Origin of the sequence: Pseudoalteromonas sp. JC28 (assembly GCF_013319255.1) — a bacterium.
In the GTDB taxonomy this organism is placed as follows: Bacteria; Pseudomonadota; Gammaproteobacteria; order Enterobacterales; family Alteromonadaceae; genus Pseudoalteromonas.
Map to the genome: position 1 here is coordinate 175,829 of NZ_QOKX01000010.1, position 20,884 is coordinate 196,712.

The 20,884-nt window shown below is 44.2% G+C and carries 22 protein-coding genes; 10 read left to right on the plus strand and 12 right to left on the minus strand.

The features are described 5' to 3' along the window. Positions 1–201 precede the first annotated feature (201 nt). The 5 genes from DS891_RS20715 (at position 202) to pilB (ending at position 5,388) form a co-directional block, all read left to right on the plus strand. Complete coding sequence (locus tag DS891_RS20715; protein ID WP_130126778.1) at positions 202–660, plus strand: prepilin-type N-terminal cleavage/methylation domain-containing protein; 459 nt, start codon at positions 202–204, stop codon at positions 658–660. A 61-nt stretch (positions 661–721) separates the two neighbouring features. Continuing rightward, positions 722–1,951 carry a type II secretion system F family protein gene (locus tag DS891_RS20720; RefSeq protein WP_130126779.1) on the plus strand — a complete coding sequence of 410 codons (1,230 nt, stop codon included), beginning with the start codon at positions 722–724 and terminating at the stop codon, positions 1,949–1,951. Positions 1,952–2,084: 133 nt separating this feature from the next. After that, positions 2,085–2,963, plus strand: a complete 879-nt coding sequence (locus DS891_RS20725) for an A24 family peptidase (protein WP_174170834.1) — start codon at positions 2,085–2,087, stop codon at positions 2,961–2,963. A gap of 9 nt (positions 2,964–2,972) precedes the next feature. After that, the gene (coaE, locus tag DS891_RS20730) at positions 2,973–3,602 is read left to right on the plus strand and encodes a dephospho-CoA kinase (protein WP_174170835.1); all 630 of its coding nucleotides are present in this window, start codon (positions 2,973–2,975) and stop codon (positions 3,600–3,602) included. Between the two features lie 109 nt (positions 3,603–3,711). Continuing rightward, entirely contained in the window at positions 3,712–5,388 is a 1,677-nt protein-coding gene (gene pilB / locus DS891_RS20735; RefSeq protein ID WP_010607343.1) for a type IV-A pilus assembly ATPase PilB, read from the plus strand. A 129-nt stretch (positions 5,389–5,517) separates the two neighbouring features. On the opposite strand, the gene rlmM is transcribed toward pilB, so the two are convergent. The 12 genes from rlmM to hemA all read right to left on the minus strand — a co-directional run bounded on the left by rlmM (position 5,518) and on the right by hemA (position 16,938). Then, positions 5,518–6,603 (minus strand): 23S rRNA (cytidine(2498)-2'-O)-methyltransferase RlmM, encoded by a 1,086-nt coding sequence (gene rlmM, locus DS891_RS20740; RefSeq protein WP_010607344.1) that lies wholly within the window; start codon positions 6,601–6,603, stop codon positions 5,518–5,520. Between the two features lie 13 nt (positions 6,604–6,616). Further along, a complete protein-coding gene (locus DS891_RS20745; protein ID WP_174170836.1) occupies positions 6,617–6,985 on the minus strand; it encodes a DUF423 domain-containing protein in 369 nt (122 codons plus the stop codon). Continuing rightward, positions 6,978–7,616: an alpha/beta family hydrolase gene (locus DS891_RS20750; protein WP_174170837.1), complete on the minus strand. Its 639-nt coding sequence runs from the start codon at positions 7,614–7,616 to the stop codon at positions 6,978–6,980. Before DS891_RS20750 ends, DS891_RS20745 begins: the two co-directional genes overlap by 8 nt. Next, positions 7,613–8,518: a transcriptional regulator GcvA gene (locus tag DS891_RS20755; RefSeq protein ID WP_128725963.1), complete on the minus strand. Its 906-nt coding sequence runs from the start codon at positions 8,516–8,518 to the stop codon at positions 7,613–7,615. Before DS891_RS20755 ends, DS891_RS20750 begins: the two co-directional genes overlap by 4 nt. An 85-nt stretch (positions 8,519–8,603) precedes the next feature. Continuing rightward, positions 8,604–9,458 carry a 3-deoxy-8-phosphooctulonate synthase gene (gene kdsA / locus DS891_RS20760; protein WP_010370475.1) on the minus strand — a complete coding sequence of 285 codons (855 nt, stop codon included), beginning with the start codon at positions 9,456–9,458 and terminating at the stop codon, positions 8,604–8,606. 10 nt (positions 9,459–9,468) lie between these two features. Next, positions 9,469–10,719: a DUF819 domain-containing protein gene (locus DS891_RS20765; RefSeq protein WP_010607347.1), complete on the minus strand. Its 1,251-nt coding sequence runs from the start codon at positions 10,717–10,719 to the stop codon at positions 9,469–9,471. Between the two features lie 36 nt (positions 10,720–10,755). Further along, positions 10,756–11,622 (minus strand): tetratricopeptide repeat protein, encoded by an 867-nt coding sequence (locus DS891_RS20770; protein ID WP_017217935.1) that lies wholly within the window; start codon positions 11,620–11,622, stop codon positions 10,756–10,758. Between the two features lie 149 nt (positions 11,623–11,771). Beyond that, the gene (locus DS891_RS20775; RefSeq protein WP_029215915.1) at positions 11,772–12,146 is read right to left on the minus strand and encodes a SirB2 family protein; all 375 of its coding nucleotides are present in this window, start codon (positions 12,144–12,146) and stop codon (positions 11,772–11,774) included. Positions 12,147–12,154: 8 nt separating this feature from the next. Next, positions 12,155–13,696 (minus strand): response regulator, encoded by a 1,542-nt coding sequence (locus DS891_RS20780; protein WP_102056258.1) that lies wholly within the window; start codon positions 13,694–13,696, stop codon positions 12,155–12,157. A gap of 47 nt (positions 13,697–13,743) precedes the next feature. Further along, the gene (gene prmC, locus DS891_RS20785; RefSeq protein WP_174170838.1) at positions 13,744–14,586 is read right to left on the minus strand and encodes a peptide chain release factor N(5)-glutamine methyltransferase; all 843 of its coding nucleotides are present in this window, start codon (positions 14,584–14,586) and stop codon (positions 13,744–13,746) included. Continuing rightward, a complete protein-coding gene (gene prfA / locus DS891_RS20790; protein WP_010607352.1) occupies positions 14,586–15,674 on the minus strand; it encodes a peptide chain release factor 1 in 1,089 nt (362 codons plus the stop codon). Before prfA ends, prmC begins: the two co-directional genes overlap by 1 nt. Before the next feature lie 7 nt (positions 15,675–15,681). Continuing rightward, the gene (gene hemA / locus DS891_RS20795) at positions 15,682–16,938 is read right to left on the minus strand and encodes a glutamyl-tRNA reductase (protein ID WP_010370453.1); all 1,257 of its coding nucleotides are present in this window, start codon (positions 16,936–16,938) and stop codon (positions 15,682–15,684) included. A gap of 83 nt (positions 16,939–17,021) precedes the next feature. On the opposite strand from hemA, the gene lolB reads away from it, so the two are divergent. The 5 genes from lolB (at position 17,022) to pth (ending at position 20,865) form a co-directional block, all read left to right on the plus strand. Next, positions 17,022–17,606, plus strand: coding sequence for a lipoprotein insertase outer membrane protein LolB (gene lolB, locus DS891_RS20800; protein WP_174170839.1), 585 nt, complete (start codon positions 17,022–17,024; stop codon positions 17,604–17,606). Beyond that, a complete protein-coding gene (ispE, locus tag DS891_RS20805) occupies positions 17,603–18,451 on the plus strand; it encodes a 4-(cytidine 5'-diphospho)-2-C-methyl-D-erythritol kinase (protein ID WP_174170840.1) in 849 nt (282 codons plus the stop codon). The genes lolB and ispE overlap by 4 nt, the downstream gene beginning before the upstream one ends. 92 nt (positions 18,452–18,543) lie before the next feature. Further along, positions 18,544–19,491 (plus strand): ribose-phosphate pyrophosphokinase, encoded by a 948-nt coding sequence (locus DS891_RS20810; RefSeq protein ID WP_010370444.1) that lies wholly within the window; start codon positions 18,544–18,546, stop codon positions 19,489–19,491. 161 nt (positions 19,492–19,652) lie between these two features. Beyond that, the gene (locus DS891_RS20815; RefSeq protein ID WP_010607355.1) at positions 19,653–20,261 is read left to right on the plus strand and encodes a 50S ribosomal protein L25/general stress protein Ctc; all 609 of its coding nucleotides are present in this window, start codon (positions 19,653–19,655) and stop codon (positions 20,259–20,261) included. Between the two features lie 19 nt (positions 20,262–20,280). Then, positions 20,281–20,865, plus strand: a complete 585-nt coding sequence (pth, locus tag DS891_RS20820) for an aminoacyl-tRNA hydrolase (protein WP_010607356.1) — start codon at positions 20,281–20,283, stop codon at positions 20,863–20,865. Positions 20,866–20,884: the final 19 nt, after the last annotated feature.

Below are 20,884 nucleotides of genomic sequence, written 5' to 3' on the forward strand. Positions count from 1 at the left end.
TAGGGACCGGTCACAAATTTAACGGGTCTAGCTTATAGAGACTTGGAACGATGTGTTTGTTTCATCCTCTTGGTCGCCGTTAAGTAAATTTGAGCACACCAGTTTGTTGATTCGATGGATTGGTAATTATTGCAAAGGTTTTAATAAACGCTTAACTTAAACCTATTATGGTTAAGTCACTTAAAATTTAGGAGACACATCATGACTCAAAAACAACAGGGTGGTTTTACCCTAATCGAACTAATGATTGTTATCGCAATCATCGGTATTCTTGCAGCTATTGCTTTACCTGCTTACACTGATTATGTGAACCGTGCGAAAGCTTCAGAATTACTGGCTGCAACTAGTATGCCGAAAGCATGTATTGAAGAAAGGGCACAGTTAGGCACAGCACCAACTTCATGCTCTACAGGAGATGCTGCATCTCAATATGTCTCCGCAACGGCGGTAGATTCAGGAGGAGCGATTACAGTTACGGGTCAAGGTGATATGTCAGGTATTTCTCTAGTCCTAACACCATTGACCGCTGCAGATACCCCAGCTGACTCAGATTCATTTGCTACATCTTTTAGTGTATTTGGGTGGCGCTGTACAGCTACTGTTGATGCCGCAAACAAACTAAATTGGTTACCAGGTACTTGTACTGGAACAGTTTCTTAATATCTGTTATAGCGAGGTATAGCTAGACTTTTAAAGCTATACCTTCTTTAATTCTAATGAAATGAAATCAAAAAAAAACGAATCAAACCTTGATACCTTTATTTGGGCTGGCTTTAATAGTCGAGGCAAAAAGCTCAATGGCGAAATGACCGGCCAGAGTGTAGCTTTAGTCAAAGCACAATTGCGTAAGCAAGGTATAACACCATCCAAAGTGAAGCGTAAGCCGAAACCTCTGTTTGGCTTTTCTGGAACGCAAAAAATAAAATCCGTTGATATAGCAACAACAACCCGGCAAATTGCTACCATGTTAATGGCTGGTGTTTCTCTAGTGCAAACACTAGAAATGTTAGCTCACGGTATCAAAAATAAAAGTCTCGCGAAACTAATCAGACATATAGCTGATGAAGTAAAAGCAGGGCAACCCTTAGCTAAAACACTTCGCGCTTATCCTCGATATTTTGATGAACTCTATTGTGACCTTGTCCATTCGGGGGAACAGTCTGGTGCACTTGATACCATATTTGACCGCATAGCACTCTATAAAGAAAAAACGGAAGCGTTAAAGTCTAAAATCAAAAAAGCGCTTTTTTATCCAGTTGCTGTGATTGTTGTCGCGTTAATTGTTACTTCAATTTTATTAATTTTTGTCGTACCTCAGTTTCAGGATATATTTAACGGTTTTGGCGCTGAGCTTCCCGCTTTTACGTTGATGGTTATCGCGATTTCCGAATTTATGCAGGAATACTGGTGGGTATTTGTGCTTGGTATTGGCCTTTTTGGTTATACCTATAAAGAAATGCTTATTCGCAGTGCTGCGGTAAAGCATTTTAACGATCGTATGGTTTTACGTATTCCAGTGATTGGCGAGATCCTTAAAAAAGCCGCAGTAGCACGTTATGCTCGTACCCTTTCGACCACCTTTGCCGCAGGTGTTCCACTTGGTGATGCACTCGATTCTGCTGCAGGTGCATCAGGCAATATTATCTACAAAAATGCAATTAAAGAGATTAAAGCAGAGGTTAACTCGGGTAACCAAATGCACTGGGCTATGCATAACACCAAAGTCTTCCCTGATATGGTAGTGCAAATGGTGTCTATTGGTGAAGAATCTGGTTCTCTAGATGGCATGCTGGCAAAGGTTGCCAACATTTATGAGCAAGAAGTCGATGATGCGGTGGATGGCCTATCTAGCCTATTAGAACCATTAATTATGGTGGTACTCGGCGTACTGATAGGTGGCCTTATTATTGCCATGTACTTACCGATATTCCAACTGGGTTCTGTTATTTAATTTTGTTCACAAAATTACACTATTAAGAGGTGCAGTGCTGTGCCTCTCAATAGTGCTGTGTGGTAAACTGCAAAAACCTATACCGAGCATGCCTCGGTAATTTAAACAAAAAATATAAGCAAGCGCCCAACTTATGCAAGATATTATCAACTTGATGCAAACACAGTTATGGTATTGGTTACTCACCGTCGGACTCGTCAGTCTTTGCATCGGTAGCTTTCTCAATGTGGTTATTCTTCGCTTACCTAAAATGATGAAGCAGAGCTGGCAATCAGAATGTCGCGTGTTGCTCGCCGATGAGCTACCCAAACAAACCACTGAAGCACCCGTATTTAATTTAATTAAACCAAATTCTCATTGCCCCAGCTGCAAAACGCCGATTAAAGCGTGGCAAAACATTCCACTGATCAGCTGGCTATTATTAAAAGGCAAATGCAACCACTGCGACGCGTCAATCTCTGTACGCTATCCTTTGGTAGAGCTAACAACCGCCCTACTCTCCATATGGGTTGCGTGGTATTTTGGTGCCACTTTAGAAGCCACTCTATATATTTTGATTACTTGGGTATTAGTCGCACTTACGGTTATCGATATCGACGAAATGTTACTGCCTGATCAGTTAACGCTACCAACCTTATGGTTAGTACTGGTTGCCAGTTGTTTTGGTGTTGGCATCGAACCTAATAGTGCCATTATCGGTGCAGCGGTTGGTTATTTGAGTTTATGGAGCGTGTATTGGCTCTTTAAATTACTCACAGGTAAAGAAGGCATGGGCTATGGCGACTTTAAACTGCTAGCCATCTTTGGGGCATTGATGGGCTGGCAAGCAATCTTAACCATAGTGCTACTTTCAAGCCTGGTCGGCGCAATCATTGGTAGCATCCAGTTAAGTGTTCAAGGCAGAGATAAAGCCACCCCAATCCCATTTGGCCCTTACTTAGCCATCGCAGGCTGGATCACCCTAATGTACGGCGAGCAGCTACAGCTGTGGTACGTAAACTTAATAATGTAAAGTAAGACAATGCTAAAAACGAATAATTGGATTTTAGGGGTGACGGGCGGTATTGGTGCGGGTAAAACGGCCATCACTAATCACTTGCAGCAAAAAGGGATAGTGGTTGTTGACGCCGATATCGTTGCACGAGAAGTAGTCGCGCTAGGCAGTACAGGACTACAAGCAATTGCTGATAAGTTTGGCAGTACCATTTTACAGCCTGACGGCAACTTAGACAGGGCTAAGTTAAGAGCCATTATTTTTGCTGATGCCGATAAAAAACAGTGGCTTAATGAGCTACTTCACCCGCTTATCCGTAATGAAATACTCACGCAGTTAAACGCAGCGCAAAGTGATTACGTGGTTTTAGCGGCGCCTCTGCTGTTCGAAAATGGTTTAGAGCGCTACTGCGACGCCATTTTACTTGTTGATGTCGCCGTTGATACGCAAATCGCGAGAACAATCAGCCGTGATTCGGTAGATGCAGCGCAAGTAAACCGTATTATCGAGTCGCAGTTACCGCGCTCAGATAAACAAGCAAAAGCGGACTACATATTAGACAACGACCAACCGCTAGTTGAAAGCCTGCAAGAGGCAGATAGATTACACAGTGAGTTTGTCAATCTAGCAAAAGTGAAAGTAAGACTAAATAATTAGGCTAGACTTGGCTGTAAAACTTAATCTACACTCACAGTGATAGCTTGGCATTTTTCCAACTTAATGATAAATATTGAATATGCATTCAATGTGAAGGCAAAGAGGTACTATGGAACATCATTCCCCGCTACTGCGTAAATTTATTACCTTAGGGCGAGTTACTGCTGAGCAAATAAAGTCTCGCCAGTCAGAAGCAAACACCACCGCCGAGTTGATTTGCCTAAGTTCAGGAATGAGCTCCAAAGAGCTAGCTGAAGAATGCCTAGACTTATTCAAGGTGCCCTTTTTTAATCTTGATCACTTTAACGTTAGTGAAATTCCACCAGCGCTAGTCAAAGAAAAGCTGATCCGTAAGCACCATATTTTACCGCTGGTACAAAAAGGTAGAAAACTCTACGTTGCGGCCTCCGACCCTACTGATTTTGGCGCATTTGAGAACTTTGAGTTTAGTACTGGATTACAGTGTGAAGTCTTAGTCGCCGACTACAAAAAGCTCGAAGCAAAGATTGATCAGCTGTTTGATGCAACGGGCGGTCTCTCGATCTCTGAAGAAGAATTTAAAGAATTTGCCGACTTAGAAGTTGATGACGAGCCTAAACAGCAAAACACCAACGAAGATAAAGACGATGCGCCAATCATCGTTTATATCAATAAAATCTTAATGGACGCGATAAAAAAAGGCGCGTCGGATCTGCACTTTGAGCCCTACGAAAAAAAATACCGCGTGCGTTTTCGTATCGATGGCCTGCTGCATGAGATGGCAAGTCCACCAAACACACTAGCGACTCGCCTCGCCGCCCGTATCAAAGTGATGGCACACTTAGACATAGCAGAAAAACGCAAACCGCAAGATGGCCGCATTAAATTAAAGATCTCCGAGCGCAAAAGTATCGATTTTCGTGTGAGTACACTGCCTACCATGTGGGGCGAGAAAATCGTAATGCGGATTCTAGATTCGTCCAGCGCCATGCTCGGCATTGACGTGCTAGGTTATGAGCCTGAGCAAAAACAACTTTACCTCGACGCACTAGAACAGCCTCAGGGCATGATTTTGGTAACCGGTCCAACGGGTTCCGGTAAAACCGTTTCACTTTACACTGGCTTGAATATTCTTAATCAGCCAGAGCGCAATATCAGCACAGCGGAAGACCCTGTCGAAATAAACCTTGAGGGTATTAACCAAGTACAAATCAATACCAAAGCGGATATGACTTTCGCCAATGCCTTGAGAGCATTCTTACGTCAGGATCCGGATGTGGTGATGGTTGGTGAGATCCGTGACCTTGAAACCGCTGAAATATCAATAAAAGCCGCCCAAACCGGTCACTTAGTATTGAGTACACTGCACACCAACTCTGCGCCTGAAACGCTCACCCGTCTATTAAACATGGGCGTGCCGGCGTACAACGTAGCAAGCTCGGTGAGTTTGATTATTGCCCAGCGTCTCGCAAGACGTCTTTGCCCTAAGTGTAAAACACCTGAAACGCTGCCAGAAGAAGCCTTGCTAGGGCAAGGCTTTACTGCCGAGCAAATTAAAGAGATTACCCTTTTTGCGCCTAAAGGCTGTGAAAACTGCACCGATGGTTACAAAGGCCGTGTGGGTATATATGAAGTGGTAAAAATCACGCCAGAGCTTTCACACCTGATCATGGAAGGCGGCAATTCTCTTGAGATTGCCGAAAAAGCAGAGCAGTTAGGTTTTGATAACTTACGTAAGTCTGGCCTGAAAAAAGCCGCCGCAGGGGTGACATCGCTTACAGAAATCAACCGCGTAACAAGCTATTAAGACTGATTGATTAAGACAAAAAGATCGCGATGTGAAATCGCACCTACAACTAAGCTAACACCCGTGTGGGAGCCGCTTTATGCGGCGAGCTTGATGAAAAATATCGCGATGTAAACTCGCTCCTACAAATCAGCTATACAAATTTTGCGGTACTTTAAGCACATTAATATGTACCGTGACTTCCTCACGGTCATGATATAGGTGCTTTGCTTGGATCTCATAATCCACATTGTACTTTTGCAGCTCTTCATGGATAAGCGTAAGACATTCATACACGCTATCGAAGCGTTTTTTCATCGGTAGCTTTAAGTTAAAGATCAGCTCTCGAGCAAACGCATTCACCACCCAGTCCACCATCAAATCAGCAACACGCGTTGGCTTTTCGACCATATCACACACCAGCCAATCAATATTGCGCTTTTCTGGGCGATATTTGAATCCATCTTCACGGTAGTGCTTCACTTGTCCCGTTTCCATCAGGTCATCATTCATCGGGCCATTATCAATTGAGGCTACGAACATGCCACGACGTACGAGTTGGTATGTCCAACCACCAGGACAAGCACCTAAATCAACGGCTCGCATCCCCGCACGCACACGTGTCTCTTGCTGATCTTTAGGCACAAAGACATGGAATGCCTCGTCTAATTTTAGCGTCGAGCGGCTTGGTGCGTCCGATGGCATTCTCAGACGTGGGATCCCCATAAAGAATGGCGAATTGTTATCACTAAACGAATAACCAACATAAGCGGTGTTATTGGCAAGGAACAGTACATGTAATACAGGCTTGGTAGGTTTTAGCTCACGAGTCAGCTTGTTTTGTTTCTCGAGCGCCTTAGACAAAGGCGTTGAAAACTTTTTACAGAATTTAGAAAGCTCTTTTCCTTCGTTAGTATCTGGCGTTTCAACGCGCAGCTCACCACACAAAGGAAAACCTTCCACAGCCGCTTTTATCACGCTCACTCTGTCTTCAATCGGCATATGGGTATGTAAAGTGCCAACAAACCACTGCCTTGCAAACACCAGTTTCTTAAAGTCGATTTTCTTCGCTAAGGTCTCAGCATCATTTGGCGAAAAGCACTCAAATGTTACAAAAGCAGTATTCGGCTTAGCTTTTACGTAGCCAGCAATTCCATGCTTTGCAGCATAATGATTAATTTCGGCTGCGGCGTCACTTTCAAAACCACCGCGACAATAGATAACGATACTCGACATTAGATTCTCTAGATTAAAAGGAAGATTTAGCAGCTTGAACTATCAATAAAATCCAAGCAATTAAAAAACAGGTACCACCGATTGGGGTGATTGGCCCTAGCCATTTCATACCCGTTAAGGCAAGTAAGTACAAACTACCACTAAATAGCAATACACCCGCAATAAAAAAGCCACCAGCAACTTGTACCTTGAGGCCCCATTTGATTAAAAATGCGGTGGCAATAATGGCAAGGCCGTGAGTCATTTGGTACTGTGCCGCCGTGTTAAAAATACCAATGGCATAGTCGCTCAAACGTCCTTTGAGACCGTGAGCGGCAAACGCGCCTAGAGCCACAGACAATAAACAAAACACGCTGCCAATAATCAAGTAGAACTTAGCCATGACAGCGCTCCTTGATAAAATTCGCCGCAATCACGGCAGCATTCGCACGGCTCTCTGACTCGCTTACACCACTCACCTTACGTGGCTTTAGTGAATGGTCGCCATCTTTGAGCCATTTCACCATGACTTGCTCTGGAAAGCACATGGCATCAACCTCTGTGCGGTTGCCAAAGGTATCACGTTCGCCTTGTAAAATGAGCAGCGGGCATTTCAACTCAGGAAAATGGTCCACTCTGAGCTTTTCCGGCTTACCTGGCGGGTGGAATGGGTAACCAAACGCAAGTACCCCTTCCACTTTTACGTTGGTTTCACAGGCCAGCATAGATGCCATACGCCCGCCCATAGACTTACCACCAATAAAGAGCGGTAAACTTAGCTCTGCTGCTGCCAATACTTGCTGAAAATACGCGAGTAGCTTAGGGGCACGCTCTGGTGGGCGTTTTTTCCCTTCTTGTTTGGCTTGCTGCATATATTCAAAATCAAAGAGTCCAACTTGAACGCCCTTAGAGGCAAGCAATTTAGCCATTTGTTGCATAAAATCACTATCGCTTCCTGCACCTGCACCATGGGCAAAAATAAACTGTGCAACTGGGTTTTCAGCATAGTGCCATTCGATATTTACTGCGCTCATAAACTATTTAACTCTTGTTCGTGTTCTACCATATCAAGCATCCATTCCTTGAATGAAACTATTTTACCCAGCTCTGACTGCGACTCTCTAAATACCAAGTAATAGGCATTTTTACTTTCAAGGTGGTGGCTAAATGGAATAACCAGTCGCCCTGCATCTATATCCGGTCTTGCCAGTACGCTATTGCCCAGCGCCACACCTTGGCCGTGAATTGCTGCCTGTAACACCATAGAGGAGTGACTGAAGATAGGCCCAGTATTTACTGCCACATTTCTGACCCCAGCGGTTTTCATCCATGCCTTCCAAGCACGACGCGTGGTGTCATGAAGCAAAGTATGCTGGGCCAAATCGCTTGGCTGATTGAGCGGTTTGGGGCCCGTTAATAAAAATGGGCTACACAATGGCACGAAGTACTCGGTATGTAGCTTATGGGTTTGCACCCCATTCCAGTTACCACGACCGTAGTAAATCGCGACATCAACGTCATCCGTTAACGAGTTGTCGTCGTGATCTTGGGCTTTGATCCGTACGTCGATTTCAGGGTGCAACTCGTTAAAGTTACTCAGCCTTGGTACCAACCATTGAATTGCAAAACTCGGCGTCAAACTCACCGTTAACGACCCTTTTGCGCCTCGCGCTAGGAGCTTTTCAGTCGCATCGATTAATTGTGAAAAAATATCTTTAATATCGAGGTAATAGCCCTGCCCTTCCTCAGTTAATAGTAAGGAGCGATTTTTGCGCAAAAACAGCTTTAAACCTAGATGTTCTTCTAAGATTTTAATTTGATGACTAACCGCAGCTTGAGTGACGTATAACTCCTCTGCTGCTTTGGTAAAGCTCAGGTGTCGTGCTGCCGCCTCAAAGGCTTTTAATGCATTTAATGGTGGAACTCGTCGTGACATTCATTCATGCCTATAAAAAACCCGCTAACCGCGGGCAAGTAAAATCCCCAAACAACATCTAATTATGAGGTCGCTTGGGTATAGATTATAAATCAGCTGCGCTGGTGTCCAGTGGCGCAAAACTCTTAACTAGCTCATCTACCGCTTTCATCTGTTGTAGGTAGCCTTCAAGTTTAGCCAGTGGCAATGCACAAGGACCATCACACTTAGCTTCATTTGGATTCGGATGCGCTTCAATAAAGAGTCCAGCTAACCCAAGTGCCATACCGCTACGAGCAAGTTCTGCAGCCTGAGCACGACGGCCATCAGCAGAGTCGCTACGACCACCAGGACGCTGTAGCGCATGTGTCGCATCAAAAATAACAGGAGCCATACGCTTCATGTCATCCATGCCCAGCATATCTACGATCAAGTTGTTATAACCAAAGCTACTGCCGCGTTCACAGAGGATAACTTTGTCATTACCCGCTTCATTGATTTTCTTAATGATATGACGCATTTCATGTGGCGCTAAAAACTGTGGTTTTTTCACGTTGATCACCGCGCCAGTTTCTGCCATCGCTACAACTAAGTCAGTTTGACGGGCAAGAAACGCCGGTAACTGGATCACATCAGCAACTTCTGCAACAGGTTTTGCTTGGAATGGCTCATGTACATCGGTGATCACCGGTACATTAAAGGTCTTTTTGATTTCTTCAAAAATCTTTAAGCCTTCTTCCATGCCAGGGCCACGGTAAGAGTTAATTGACGAACGATTAGCCTTATCAAATGACGCTTTAAATACGTATGGGATCCCAAGCTTACTTGTGACTTCGACGTAATGCTCTGCGATTTGCATTGCTAAATCACGAGACTCAAGCACATTCATTCCACCGAACAGTACAAACGGCTTATCGTTTGCAACTTCTCGTCCCGCAACGTTAATAATATCTGTATTCATTTTTTATCCTTTAGCTGCCTATTACACGAAGCAATTGTCCGCATAACCAAGCCATATAAGTACCAAGGGCATAACCAAGCACCGCCAGTAACACACCGACCGGAGCAAGCGCTGGGTGGAACGCCGAAGCCACCACCGGCGCAGATGCCGCACCACCAATGTTTGCTTTACTGCCAACGGCAACATAAAACACAGGTGCTTTAATTAATTTAGCAACGATAAATAACAAACCAACATGCACGGCCATCCAAATAACACCAATAACGACGTATTTAGGCGCCTCAACAATTTTGGTGATATCCATGTGTAGGCCAATGGTTGCTACTAAAATATATAAAAAGCTTGAGCCAATTTTTGACGCGCCAACCGCTTCATATTGACGTGCTTTGGTAAACGAAAGTGCCAGACCTATGGTCGTAACGAGAACAATGATCCAAAACAGTTTGCTATGAAGAGAAAACTTCTTCAGCTCTGGGTAATTGCTACTAAAAAATGGCACCAATAAGTCCGCAGCAAAATGCGCAAGCCCCGTAGCACCAAAAGCAAAACCAACTAGGATCATCAAATCTTTTAGCTCGGGTTTTCTTGCGTGCTCGGCTTCAAATGCTTGTACTTTGTCAATTAGGCGATTGATTGAAGAAGTATCCGCCCCGGTTCGCGCATCAATTTCTTTATTGCGCGCCGCCATATAGAGCAAGCACGCCATCCACAAGTTTGCGACAACAATATCAACCGTTACCATGATGGTGAAGATTTCTCCGCCTGCGCCGTAAATCTCTTTCATCGCCACCATATTGGCACCGCCACCAATCCAGCTTCCTGCCAGCGCGGCCATACCACGCCATACAGCTTCTGGGCCAGTTACACCTAGTAGCTCAGGCATAAAGGTAGCAGTAAGTAAAAGCGCAATTGGGCCACCAATCACCACACCCACCGTTCCCGTTAGGAACATGATAATCGCCTTTTTACCCAAAGCCGCTATCGATTTTAGGTCAATACTCAGTGTCAATAGCACCAAACAAGCGGGTAACAGATAATACTTTGCTACCGTGTAAACATCGTTATTGTTGCCATCAACGATACCAAAGGTATTTAACAGAGATGGTAAGAAATAACACATCAACAGCGCTGGCACGTACTTGTAAAACTTTGCCCAAACTCCGCTTTTTTGACTCGATGTGTAAAAAACAAATCCCAGAATAACGGCCAATAGGCCCATAATTACCGCGTTATTGGTAACGAGCGCAGCGCTTTGCTCCATAAATCCTCGCTGTTATTATTTTTTATATAACTATTTTTAATGCAAAATATTATTATGATCGGCCAACTCTTTGATCTGATGCTGGATCACTTCAATGGTTGGGTCGTCCGGACATTCATCAACAAAAAATTGTAAGTCGTCTTTTGCCATCTTCGGACAATTTAATTGGTTGAGTAGATAGCCTCTATCACGACGTTCGTAAGGATCATCGCCTAAGATATCCATCAACTGCTCGACGCAACTTAGCGCGTGACCAAACTTTTCTGCCGCAATAAACGCCCATTTTTGCTGAGACAAATAAAGCTTTAACGACTCTTCGTTAAAAATAAGCTCCATCGGCTCTTGGTCTTTTTCTTGCTCTTTGTCTTGGTTGTTTTCGTTTTCTGGAATTATGTACCAGCTCTGGTGGCCTGAGCTTGGCTCAATGACATAACCTTCTTCCTCGCTAAAAGCGACGTGTACGACAATCTCTCCTTGGCTTAGGGCAAGACTGGCCTCTAATTTCGCTCGTTCAAGCAGATGCACTAAAACAAGACCCAGTGCGGTATTGGTACCACTGCGCATAGAAAGTGCGTAACAAACGCTATTGAGCTTATATTCAGGCACCTTTTGACTGCTACCACTGAATAGCCACAAGGTATAAAAAGCGTCTAAGATTTCATCCAAACATTTATGATTGTTTGTATGCTTATGGCGAATTTCATCCACGGCAAATTCAAGCTCTGCTAACTGACACAAAGTTTCATTGGTGTCAGCTTGTGCATCCCAACTTTGCTCAGCCTTGATACAACGGATCAATGGCGGATAGGAAAATGCATCTGAATTGTCATCGAGAGATAAGTCATTCTCATCTAACCAGATATCATTCTTCATAGAATTCGGTTTCTCTTGAATTGCTTTCATTTAGAACGACTAGTTTACCACTTTTTGTCATATTCCCAAGGGGGGAAATTTAGTAATACCAATCTATCGTTCGCTGAAATAGTAAAAATGTTTACTTATTATGGAGATATAGGAGCGCTCGGTGATAAACCAAGCGCCAATTGAAATGGTTAAGCAAAGAAGCCTTGTTTGCTCACGGCGAGGTGCGCGATGGCCATTAGTACCAATGTTGCAGCGCCTAGCGCCAAATATTTGGTCTTTTTAACACTTGCTTTTGCAATTACAAAGCCCAATGCGATATAACCAAACACCAATACGATTTTTTGTAGTAGCCAAGGTTGTTGTGCAGGATTGAGCCCCGCCGTTACCGCCAAAATAACTGCTGTAACTAACAACAAAGTGTCTACACTGTGGCTGGTAATAAACACGCCTTTGTTTGTTGCTAATTTACCAGAGCCCAAACGCGAAAACGCCCGAGTGTAAAATAGCACTATGCTCAATACCACAAATAGTAAGTGCGTATGTTTTAACGCCATGTAATCCATATTATTCTCTAATCAGGGAAACGTTGTAGGATCAATTCTAACTCATTAATACAACGGTTGAATACATCCACGAGTTTGGGGTCAAAGTGTTTTCCCTTTTGCGCAGTAATCTCTTTTTGTGCATCTTCTTGGCTCCATGCCTCTTTGTAGCAACGTTTATGGCGTAACGCATCATACACATCAGCTAGTGCTACGATGCGACCATAAAGGTGTATTTCATCGCCTTTTTTACCTTTCGGATAACCGCTGCCATCCCATTTTTCATGGTGGTCACGAGCGATTAGTGCGCCCGCACTGACAATCTCACGGCGAGAGTCTTTTAACAAGTCAAAGCCTTTGTCTGTATGGGTTTGCATGACTTTCCACTCTTCGTCATCCAGCTTGCTAGGCTTATTTAAAATCGCGTCAGGAATACCAACTTTACCCACGTCGTGCAGTGGTGACGCCATTTTCACCAGCTCAGCTTCTTTATCAGAAAGACCCATTTCTTTGGCAAGCGTATGACAAAGATATGCAACGCGCTTAACATGATTGCCGGTATTTGTGGAATGAAGCTCAAGCGCTTCACTTAAACGGATCACCAGTTCTTGCTGGGTATCTTCAATCTCGGCTTGTAGCTGTACATTTTCGTACGCCAATTGCATATTCTGGGCAAAAATATCGATTAAATGACGCTGAGTTTCGGTTAAGAATTCAGGAATACCAGACACAAATAGCATTGAGGCGTGGTTATAGTCACTGGAGCAATAGGCAAATAGATAATTGTCTTTATATACAATGTCTTTATCTTGTAGTGCTTTTAAGCAGGCATCCATTTGATCGCTGCTAAGCACTTCAGAAATCGGCTTACCTTCGCTACTTTCAAACTCTCCACGCCCTGCAAATACAACCAGTTGATCGTTCGTTTGGCCAGCTTCTTTACCGGCCGCAAGTGACGTTGCATACATAGCTTGGTCGACCGTACCTATCAGCGACGTAAGTTGCTGTAACACCCCCTCAATAAAACTCTCAATTGAATGAGTAGCAAAAATATCACGGGAGGCTTTAATGATTTTCTCAAGCCCTTGTCTTGATTGATCGATGGCGAGAATGTCACGATATGAACGTAAACTCGACATGACGACAGTAAAGAGCTTTTGCGCGGTGAGTTCTGTTTTTGACTTATAGTCGTTGATATCGTAGTTCACGATAACTTGGCGCTCAGGCGCTTGGCCCGGCTGACCAGTTCTTAAAATGATACGGATATGATTGTTTTTGGCGGTTTCACGAATGTATTTTGCGACCTGCAAGCCAGCATCGTCGGTTTCCATGACAACATCCAGCAATACCACCGCAGCATCGGGATTGGCATCGACGATTTTCTTTGCTTCTTCACCCGAATAAGCGCTAATAAATTCCAGACGCTTTTTTTGAAACTCAAAGTCACTCAGTGCTAATTTTGTCACTGCATGCACTTCGGGCTCATCATCGACAATAATAACCTTCCAAGTGCCTACTTTTTCAGGTTCAACTACGTCAGCGGGTTCGTCTGAAAACAAAAAATCATCCATATTGCGGATCCTATTGAAGCGCCTAACTTTCGTGTGAGTTCGTGACTTTACGGCAACATTGCCAACGTCACTCTATCACACCCTGCCATATCTTTTATTGTAAGTATATTAATATACGCCATTTCTGCAAAAAACTGTTGGATCTTATCTGCTTGCTCAAAGCCATGTTCAAGTAGCAAATATCCCCCCGAGTTCAGATATAGCTTAGCCGTCCTGATGATATGAAAAATATCCGCATAGCCATGGTCATCCGCGACCAGCGCGCTAAGCGGCTCAAATCTCACATCTCCTTGTGATAAGTGGTGATCGGCTTCATCAATATAAGGTGGATTACTCACAATCAAATCAAACTGTTGCTCTGCAACTGCGCTAAACCAATCACTTTGCAAAATCGACACGTTTTTAAAGCCCAACTGAGATTGATTCGACTTTGCAAGCGCCACGGCGTCTGCTGAAGCATCTACTGCGGTGATTTGCCAAGCTGGATATTCACTCGCCAACGCCAGTGCAATCGCGCCAGTACCTGTGCCTAAGTCTAGCACCTGAGCGTCATTTGGCATGCTGAGAGTTAAAACATGCTCAACCAGAGTCTCAGTATCAGGCCTTGGAATAAGCGTGCTGTTGTTCACTTTTAAAGGCAAGCTCCAGAATTCTCTTTGACCTGTGATGTGTGCGACAGGCTCTCCCGTAACACGGCGTGCAATACATTCTTCGAATTGCTGCTGCTCTAGTGTAGAAAGCTCAGCTTCGGGCCAAGTAAAGAGATAAGTGCGGTTTTTATCGATAACATGGAGTAATAACACTTCGCTATCGAGCTTTGCTGACTCGGAGTGTGGTAACAACTCAGAGGTTGCCCAAGCAACGGCTTGGGCAATGTTAAGTGTTGGCATTAATCGCTTTCGCTCATTGCTGCTAATAGATCAGCCTGATATTCAATAACCAGCGGATCGATAACAGCACCCAACTCACCGGAGATCACTTCATTAAGGCGATATAGCGTCAAGTTGATACGGTGATCGGTAATACGGCCCTGCGGGAAGTTGTAAGTACGAATACGCTCAGAGCGGTCACCGCTACCTACTAGATTACGACGTTCAGAAGCTTCTGCTGCTGCACGTTTTTCATCTTCTGCTTGCTGTAAGCGCGCACTTAGTACAGACAGCGCTTTCGCTCTATTTTTATGTTGTGAACGTTCGTCCTGACATTCAACCACAACGCCTGTCGGCAAGTGAGTGATACGAATAGCAGAATCGGTTTTGTTTACGTGCTGACCACCTGCGCCCGAAGCACGGAAAGTATCCACCTTTAGGTCAGATGGATTAATTTCAATTGCTTCTGCCTCTGGGATCTCTGCCATCACGGCAACCGTACATGCAGAGGTGTGAACACGGCCTTGAGATTCCGTTTCAGGCACACGCTGTACACGGTGAGCGCCAGATTCAAACTTAAGCTTGCCATAGACACCGTCGCCACTAATGTTAGCGATAACTTCTTTATAGCCACCGTGCTCGCCTTCGTTAGCGCTCACGATTTCAACACGCCACTTTTGCGTTTCTGCATAGCGGCTATACATACGGAATAAATCACCAGCGAAAATCGCGGCTTCATCACCACCAGTTCCCGCACGCACTTCCAAGAATACGTTGTTATTGTCTTTTGGATCTTTGGGTAACATCAATACTTGAAGGTCATCTTCAAGCGCAGCAATGGCAGCTTTTGCTTCTTTATACTCTTCCTGTGCCATTTCACGCATGTCTGGATCTGAGTCTTTTAGCATTTCTTCAGCAGTTGCGACGTCTTCCTGAGCCTGCTGGTAGGCTGTAAACGCTTTAACTACGTCTTCCAATTCTGAAAACTCTTTTGACAAGGCGCGAAAGCGGTTCTGATCGCTAATCACCTCAGGCGAGCTTAGCATCGCTTGAACTTCTTCATAGCGCTCTACTAAGGTTTCTAACTTACGATATACAGACTCTTTCATTTACACGTTATTCCTGCTCAATACCTAATGTTTGCTTGAGTTGCGCTAACTTATCTATATCGCCTTCTTTCGCAGCCTCTTGAATGGCGCGTGTTGGTGCGTGTGTTAGTCGATTACTCAGCTTATTTGCTAATTCAATAATAATTTTATCTGCTTCTTTGCCCGATTGTAGCTGATTTAGTGCTTTGTCCACGAGCTCATTTTTAATTTCTTGCGCGCTTTGGCGATACTGCCTAATCACATCCACTGAATGCAGCGAACGTTGCCACTCGGAAAACTCTTGCGTGCGTACATCGATGATCTGCTGCGCTTCAATGGCCGCTTGTTCTCGACTGGCCAAGTTTTCATTGACTATCGCCTGCAGGTCATCAACTGAATAAAGATATGCAGCATCCAACTCTGACACTTGGCTTTCGATATCGCGAGGCACCGCGATATCAATAAATAACATTGGTTTATGGCGACGTTTTTTAAGCGCTTGCTCGACCACTCCTTTACCGATAATTGGTAAGGTGCTCGCAGTTGAACTAATAACAATGTCTGCACTTGGTAGCGCATCTGGTAACTGTGCCAGTGAAATAACACTGCCGCCAACTTCTTTTGCTAGGTTTTGTGCGCGCTCAATTGTGCGGTTCGCGACTGTGATTGACTTTGGATTATGCTGCGATAAGTGTTTAGCAACTAACTCTATTGTTTCACCGGCACCAATTAACAAGACCTGAGTTTTATCCAATTGACCATAAATATGCTTTGCTAAATTAACAGCGGCATACGCCACTGAGACAGCACTTGCACCAATATCGGTTTCGGTGCGCACTTGCTTCGCCACCGAAAAAGTTTTTTGGAATAAACGCTCAAATGTTGGCTGAATTGCATGGTGTTGTTTGGCCGTACTAAAAGCTTGTTTAATTTGGCCAAGAATTTGTGGCTCACCTAACACCAATGAATCAAGACCGCAGGCAACTCGCATTAAATGGTTCACCGCATCCTGATTCATATGCACATAGACATTTTCTGTTAAGTCTCGTTGCTCTATGTTATGAAAATCTGACAACCAACCGAGTAGTGCTTGGGGATCAGCAGACTCAAGGCTACAATAGATCTCGGTTCGATTGCAGGTCGACACAATCACAGATTCTTTAAACTGCGAAGAATGTTGGAGTTGGTGCAATGCTTCTGTAAGCTGTTCTGGAGAAAACGCCACTTTTTCACGTAATTCTACAGACGCGGTTTTGTGATTGATACCAAGTGCGATGATGGTCATAGATGCCAGTATTGCTCGAGCCCTGCTTTAAAGCCGGCAATTTTACCAAAAATCAATCGAATATGGAAAGTAAGGAAAGGCCTTTGAGACAACTTCATTTGATTTTACTCATATTTTTATTAATTTTAACCGGTTGTGCGCAACAATTACCTCAGCAAAACGTAGCACAAGACTGGCAATCTAGGCTAACACAACAAAAAAATTGGCAAGCGAGAGGTAAACTTGCATTTATTGCCCCAGACAATCGTCAATCAGCTAACTTTAATTGGTATTTAAAAGAAGAGAAACAAAATCTGATTTTAACCAGTTTTGTGGGCACCCGCATATTCGAGCTAGAAGAATTAGACACACATTCGGAGCTGACCTTTGAAGACAATGTCCATAAAGGCATGGACAGTAGCGATTTGGTTAAGCGTTTAAGTGGTCTCTCTCTTCCGGTCAATCAAGCCCCTCAATGGCTAACGGGCTTAGTTGAAGCACCAGCCAGTGAACTTGATGATCTTGGCAGAATAAGCAATGCACAGTGGCAAAGCCCATCTGGCCGAGTGTGGCAAATCACCTATCAACAATATAAAATGCAAGACGGAATGTGGCTGCCTAGCCGCATGAAACTCTTGTCGACCAATATTGAGGTCAAAGTATTAATCACTTCATGGCAGTTTAAATGAAGACATTGACGCTAAGCGCTCCGGCAAAATTAAATCTTTTTTTGCATATCAATGGCCGTCGAGAAGACGGCTACCATGAACTAGAAACTTTATTTACTTTCTTAGATTTTGGTGATGAATTAGCATTTACGCTAACCAGTAACCAGCAGGAAATCGTCATTTGTGGTGACACCGCAGGTATTCCACTTGAAGATAACCTCATTTATAAAGCCGCCAAAATTCTTGAGCCCTATAAAAAAATAACTGCTGGTGTCGATATTCAGTTAAATAAACGGCTTCCCATGGGTGGAGGTGTTGGTGGTGGCTCGTCCGATGCCGCGACAACTTTATTGGCACTCAATACGCTGTGGCAATGTCAGCTTACTATCCCAGAACTTGCAAAACTCGGTCTCCATCTAGGCGCCGATGTGCCTGTTTTTGTTGAAGGTAAAACAGCTGTAGCCCACGGCGTTGGCGAGCAACTTGAGCCAATTGACATCACTCAAAAATGGTATTTGGTGGTTGCCCCACCTGTTCATGTCAGCACCGCGTTAGTCTTTACTCACCCAGATTTACCACGCAATACGCCTAAGCTAAAAAGCGGTTGGAAACTCTCGGATACGGGCAACGACTGTCAAACTCTTGTCAAAAAGCTTTACCCCGAGGTTGAAAAGACCCTCGCGTGGTTGCTAAAATATGCACCAACCAAAATGACTGGTACTGGAGCTTGTTGTTTCGCGGAGTTTGAAAATCGTGAGGCAGCGCTGCGTGTGCTCGAAACTCTACCTTCATCTTGGCAGGGCTTTATTGCCCAAAATACAAGTGAGTCAATTTGTCATCGACAATTGCGCGCTTGGCAAAACTAGAAGTAAATTGTTTAAGTTAGCTTGTTTTGACTTTTTTATTTCATGGTCATTGCATGTTAGTCCAAAAAATTCAGTGCCTGAGGAACCCTACCGTGCCCGACATGAAGCTCTTCGCTGGTAACGCAACACCTGAGCTAGCTCAAAAAGTTGCAAAACGTTTGTTTATTGAGTTAGGTGATGCCGTTGTTGGCCGTTTTAGCGACGGTGAAATTAGCGTTCAAATCAACGAAAACGTTCGTGGTTCAGATGTATTCATCATCCAATCAACATGTGCTCCTACAAATGATAATTTAATGGAGTTAATCGTCATGGTTGATGCGCTACGTCGTGCATCTGCTGGTCGTATCACAGCCGTTATTCCTTATTTCGGTTACGCACGTCAAGACCGCCGTGTGCGCTCTGCTCGTGTTCCAATTACTGCTAAAGTTGTTGCAGACTTCCTTTCAAGCGTAGGTGTTGACCGTGTTCTTACCGTTGACCTACACGCAGAACAAATCCAAGGCTTCTTCGACGTACCTGTTGACAATGTGTTCGGTAGCCCAGTGCTAATCGAAGACATGAAAGAGCGTAAGTTCGAAGATGTAGTAGTAGTTTCACCTGATATCGGTGGTGTGGTTCGTGCTCGTGCGATTGCAAAACTGTTAGATGATAAAGACCTAGCGATCATTGATAAGCGTCGTCCACAGGCTAACGTTTCTCAAGTTATGCACATCATTGGTGATGTTGCTGGTCGTGACTGTATCATTGTCGATGACATGATAGATACAGGCGGTACTTTATGTAAAGCAGCAGCAGCACTTAAAGAGCATGGTGCAAAACGCGTATTCGCTTACGCAACCCACCCAGTACTTTCGGGCAATGCTGCGGAAAATCTACGCAACTCAGTTATCGATGAAGTTATCGTGACTGATTCAATTCCACTTTCTGATGAATTGAAAGCGCTTGATAACATCAAAGTACTAACACTTGCAGATATGATGGCCGAAACTATCCGCCGTATCAGCAACGAAGAGTCAATCTCTGCGATGTTTCAACACTAATCGGCACCAAAACTGATTAGCCAAAAAGCACCTCTGGTGCTTTTTTTGTTTTATAGGTTTCATTGCAGGTGCGTTAGTGGTATATTGGCGCGCCTTTTTTAGGCAGGGAGCTTGGTCGCGAGCTCTCTGACACATTAACTTAAATTATTTTGGAGACATCCATGTCTGTATACAAATTAGACGCTGAAGTACGTTCTGACCTAGGTACTGGTGCGAGCCGCCGCCTACGTCGCGCTGACAAAGTTCCTGCAATCCTATACGGTGCTGGTAAAGATGCAGTTTCACTAACTCTTGATCACAACAAAGTATTGAAAGCGCAAGAAGACGAAGGTTTCTACACTCACATCCTAACGCTAAACATTGGCGGTGAGTCTGTTGAAGCAATTCTTAAAGATATGCAACGTCACCCGTACAAGCCTAAGATCACTCACTTAGACTTCCAACGCGTTGATGCTTCTCAAAAGCTTCACACTAAAGTTCCTGTTCACTTCATCAACGAAGAGAAAGCAACTAAAGGTGGCAACACTATCGTTCACCAACTAACTGAAATTGAAATCACTTGTCTTCCAGCAAGACTTCCTGAGTTCATCGAAGTTGACGTAGCGACTCTAGCTGTTGGCGAAACTCTACACCTATCTGATATCAAGCTTCCAGCTGGCGTTGTTTCAGTTGAACTTGCTAAAGGTGCAGATCACGACCAAGCGGTTGTTTCAGTAAACGCTCCTAAAGCAGCTCCTGCTGAAGAGTCTGCTGAAGACGCAGCTGAGTAATTGTTCAGGTGTTAACACCTTGAATAATATTCAAATGCTTGTGGGCCTGGCAAATCCAGGCCCCGAATACGCAAACACCCGTCATAACGCTGGCGCTTGGTTTATCGAAGAACTAGCCAGAAGATACAACTGCCTCCTAAAACCAGACGCTAAACATCACGGCCTCACCGGCAAAGTGCTCATCAATAATCAAGAGTTTAAATTGCTGATCCCTACGACTTATATGAACTTAAGTGGTAAAGCGGTCGCGAGTCTTGCCAATTTTTATAAGATCCCCGTCGAGAGCATTCTTGTTGCTCACGATGAAATGGATTTAGAACCCGGTATCGCCAAACTCAAAAAAGGTGGTGGTCACGGCGGTCACAATGGCTTAAAAGACATAATCGCTAAAATGGCAAATAACAAAGAATTTATGCGATTGCGCGTTGGTATTGGTCACCCAGGACACAGAGACAAAGTCACGGGGTGGGTTTTAGGCAAAGCACCACAAGCTGATCAAGAGAAAATTGATGCCGCTGTGGATGAAGCAGTCCGATGTATGGAAATACTCGCAAAAGACGGTGTGTTAAAAGCGCAAAATCGACTACATTCATTTAAACCGTAACAGTTCACTGCTGCGATTG

Bases quoted from the DNA above. Each gene is read 5' to 3' on its own strand.
- DS891_RS20715 (WP_130126778.1), top strand. From the start codon at position 202: ATGACTCAAAAACAACAGGGTGGTTTTACCCTAATCGAACTAATGATT.
- prmC (WP_174170838.1), bottom strand. From the start codon at position 14,586: ATGCCAACACTTAACATTGCCCAAGCCGTTGCTTGGGCAACCTCTGAG.
- kdsA (WP_010370475.1), bottom strand. From the start codon at position 9,458: ATGAATACAGATATTATTAACGTTGCGGGACGAGAAGTTGCAAACGAT.
- pilB (WP_010607343.1), top strand. From the start codon at position 3,712: ATGGAACATCATTCCCCGCTACTGCGTAAATTTATTACCTTAGGGCGA.
- rlmM (WP_010607344.1), bottom strand. From the start codon at position 6,603: ATGTCGAGTATCGTTATCTATTGTCGCGGTGGTTTTGAAAGTGACGCC.
- hemA (WP_010370453.1), bottom strand. From the start codon at position 16,938: ATGACCATCATCGCACTTGGTATCAATCACAAAACCGCGTCTGTAGAA.
- DS891_RS20775 (WP_029215915.1), bottom strand. From the start codon at position 12,146: ATGGATTACATGGCGTTAAAACATACGCACTTACTATTTGTGGTATTG.
- DS891_RS20815 (WP_010607355.1), top strand. From the start codon at position 19,653: ATGTCTGTATACAAATTAGACGCTGAAGTACGTTCTGACCTAGGTACT.
- DS891_RS20770 (WP_017217935.1), bottom strand. From the start codon at position 11,622: ATGAAAGCAATTCAAGAGAAACCGAATTCTATGAAGAATGATATCTGG.
- prfA (WP_010607352.1), bottom strand. From the start codon at position 15,674: ATGAAAGAGTCTGTATATCGTAAGTTAGAAACCTTAGTAGAGCGCTAT.
- coaE (WP_174170835.1), top strand. From the start codon at position 2,973: ATGCTAAAAACGAATAATTGGATTTTAGGGGTGACGGGCGGTATTGGT.
- DS891_RS20745 (WP_174170836.1), bottom strand. From the start codon at position 6,985: ATGGCTAAGTTCTACTTGATTATTGGCAGCGTGTTTTGTTTATTGTCT.
- DS891_RS20765 (WP_010607347.1), bottom strand. From the start codon at position 10,719: ATGGAGCAAAGCGCTGCGCTCGTTACCAATAACGCGGTAATTATGGGC.
- DS891_RS20725 (WP_174170834.1), top strand. From the start codon at position 2,085: ATGCAAGATATTATCAACTTGATGCAAACACAGTTATGGTATTGGTTA.
- DS891_RS20720 (WP_130126779.1), top strand. From the start codon at position 722: ATGAAATCAAAAAAAAACGAATCAAACCTTGATACCTTTATTTGGGCT.
- DS891_RS20780 (WP_102056258.1), bottom strand. From the start codon at position 13,696: ATGGATGATTTTTTGTTTTCAGACGAACCCGCTGACGTAGTTGAACCT.
- DS891_RS20750 (WP_174170837.1), bottom strand. From the start codon at position 7,616: ATGAGCGCAGTAAATATCGAATGGCACTATGCTGAAAACCCAGTTGCA.
- DS891_RS20755 (WP_128725963.1), bottom strand. From the start codon at position 8,518: ATGTCACGACGAGTTCCACCATTAAATGCATTAAAAGCCTTTGAGGCG.
- ispE (WP_174170840.1), top strand. From the start codon at position 17,603: ATGAAGACATTGACGCTAAGCGCTCCGGCAAAATTAAATCTTTTTTTG.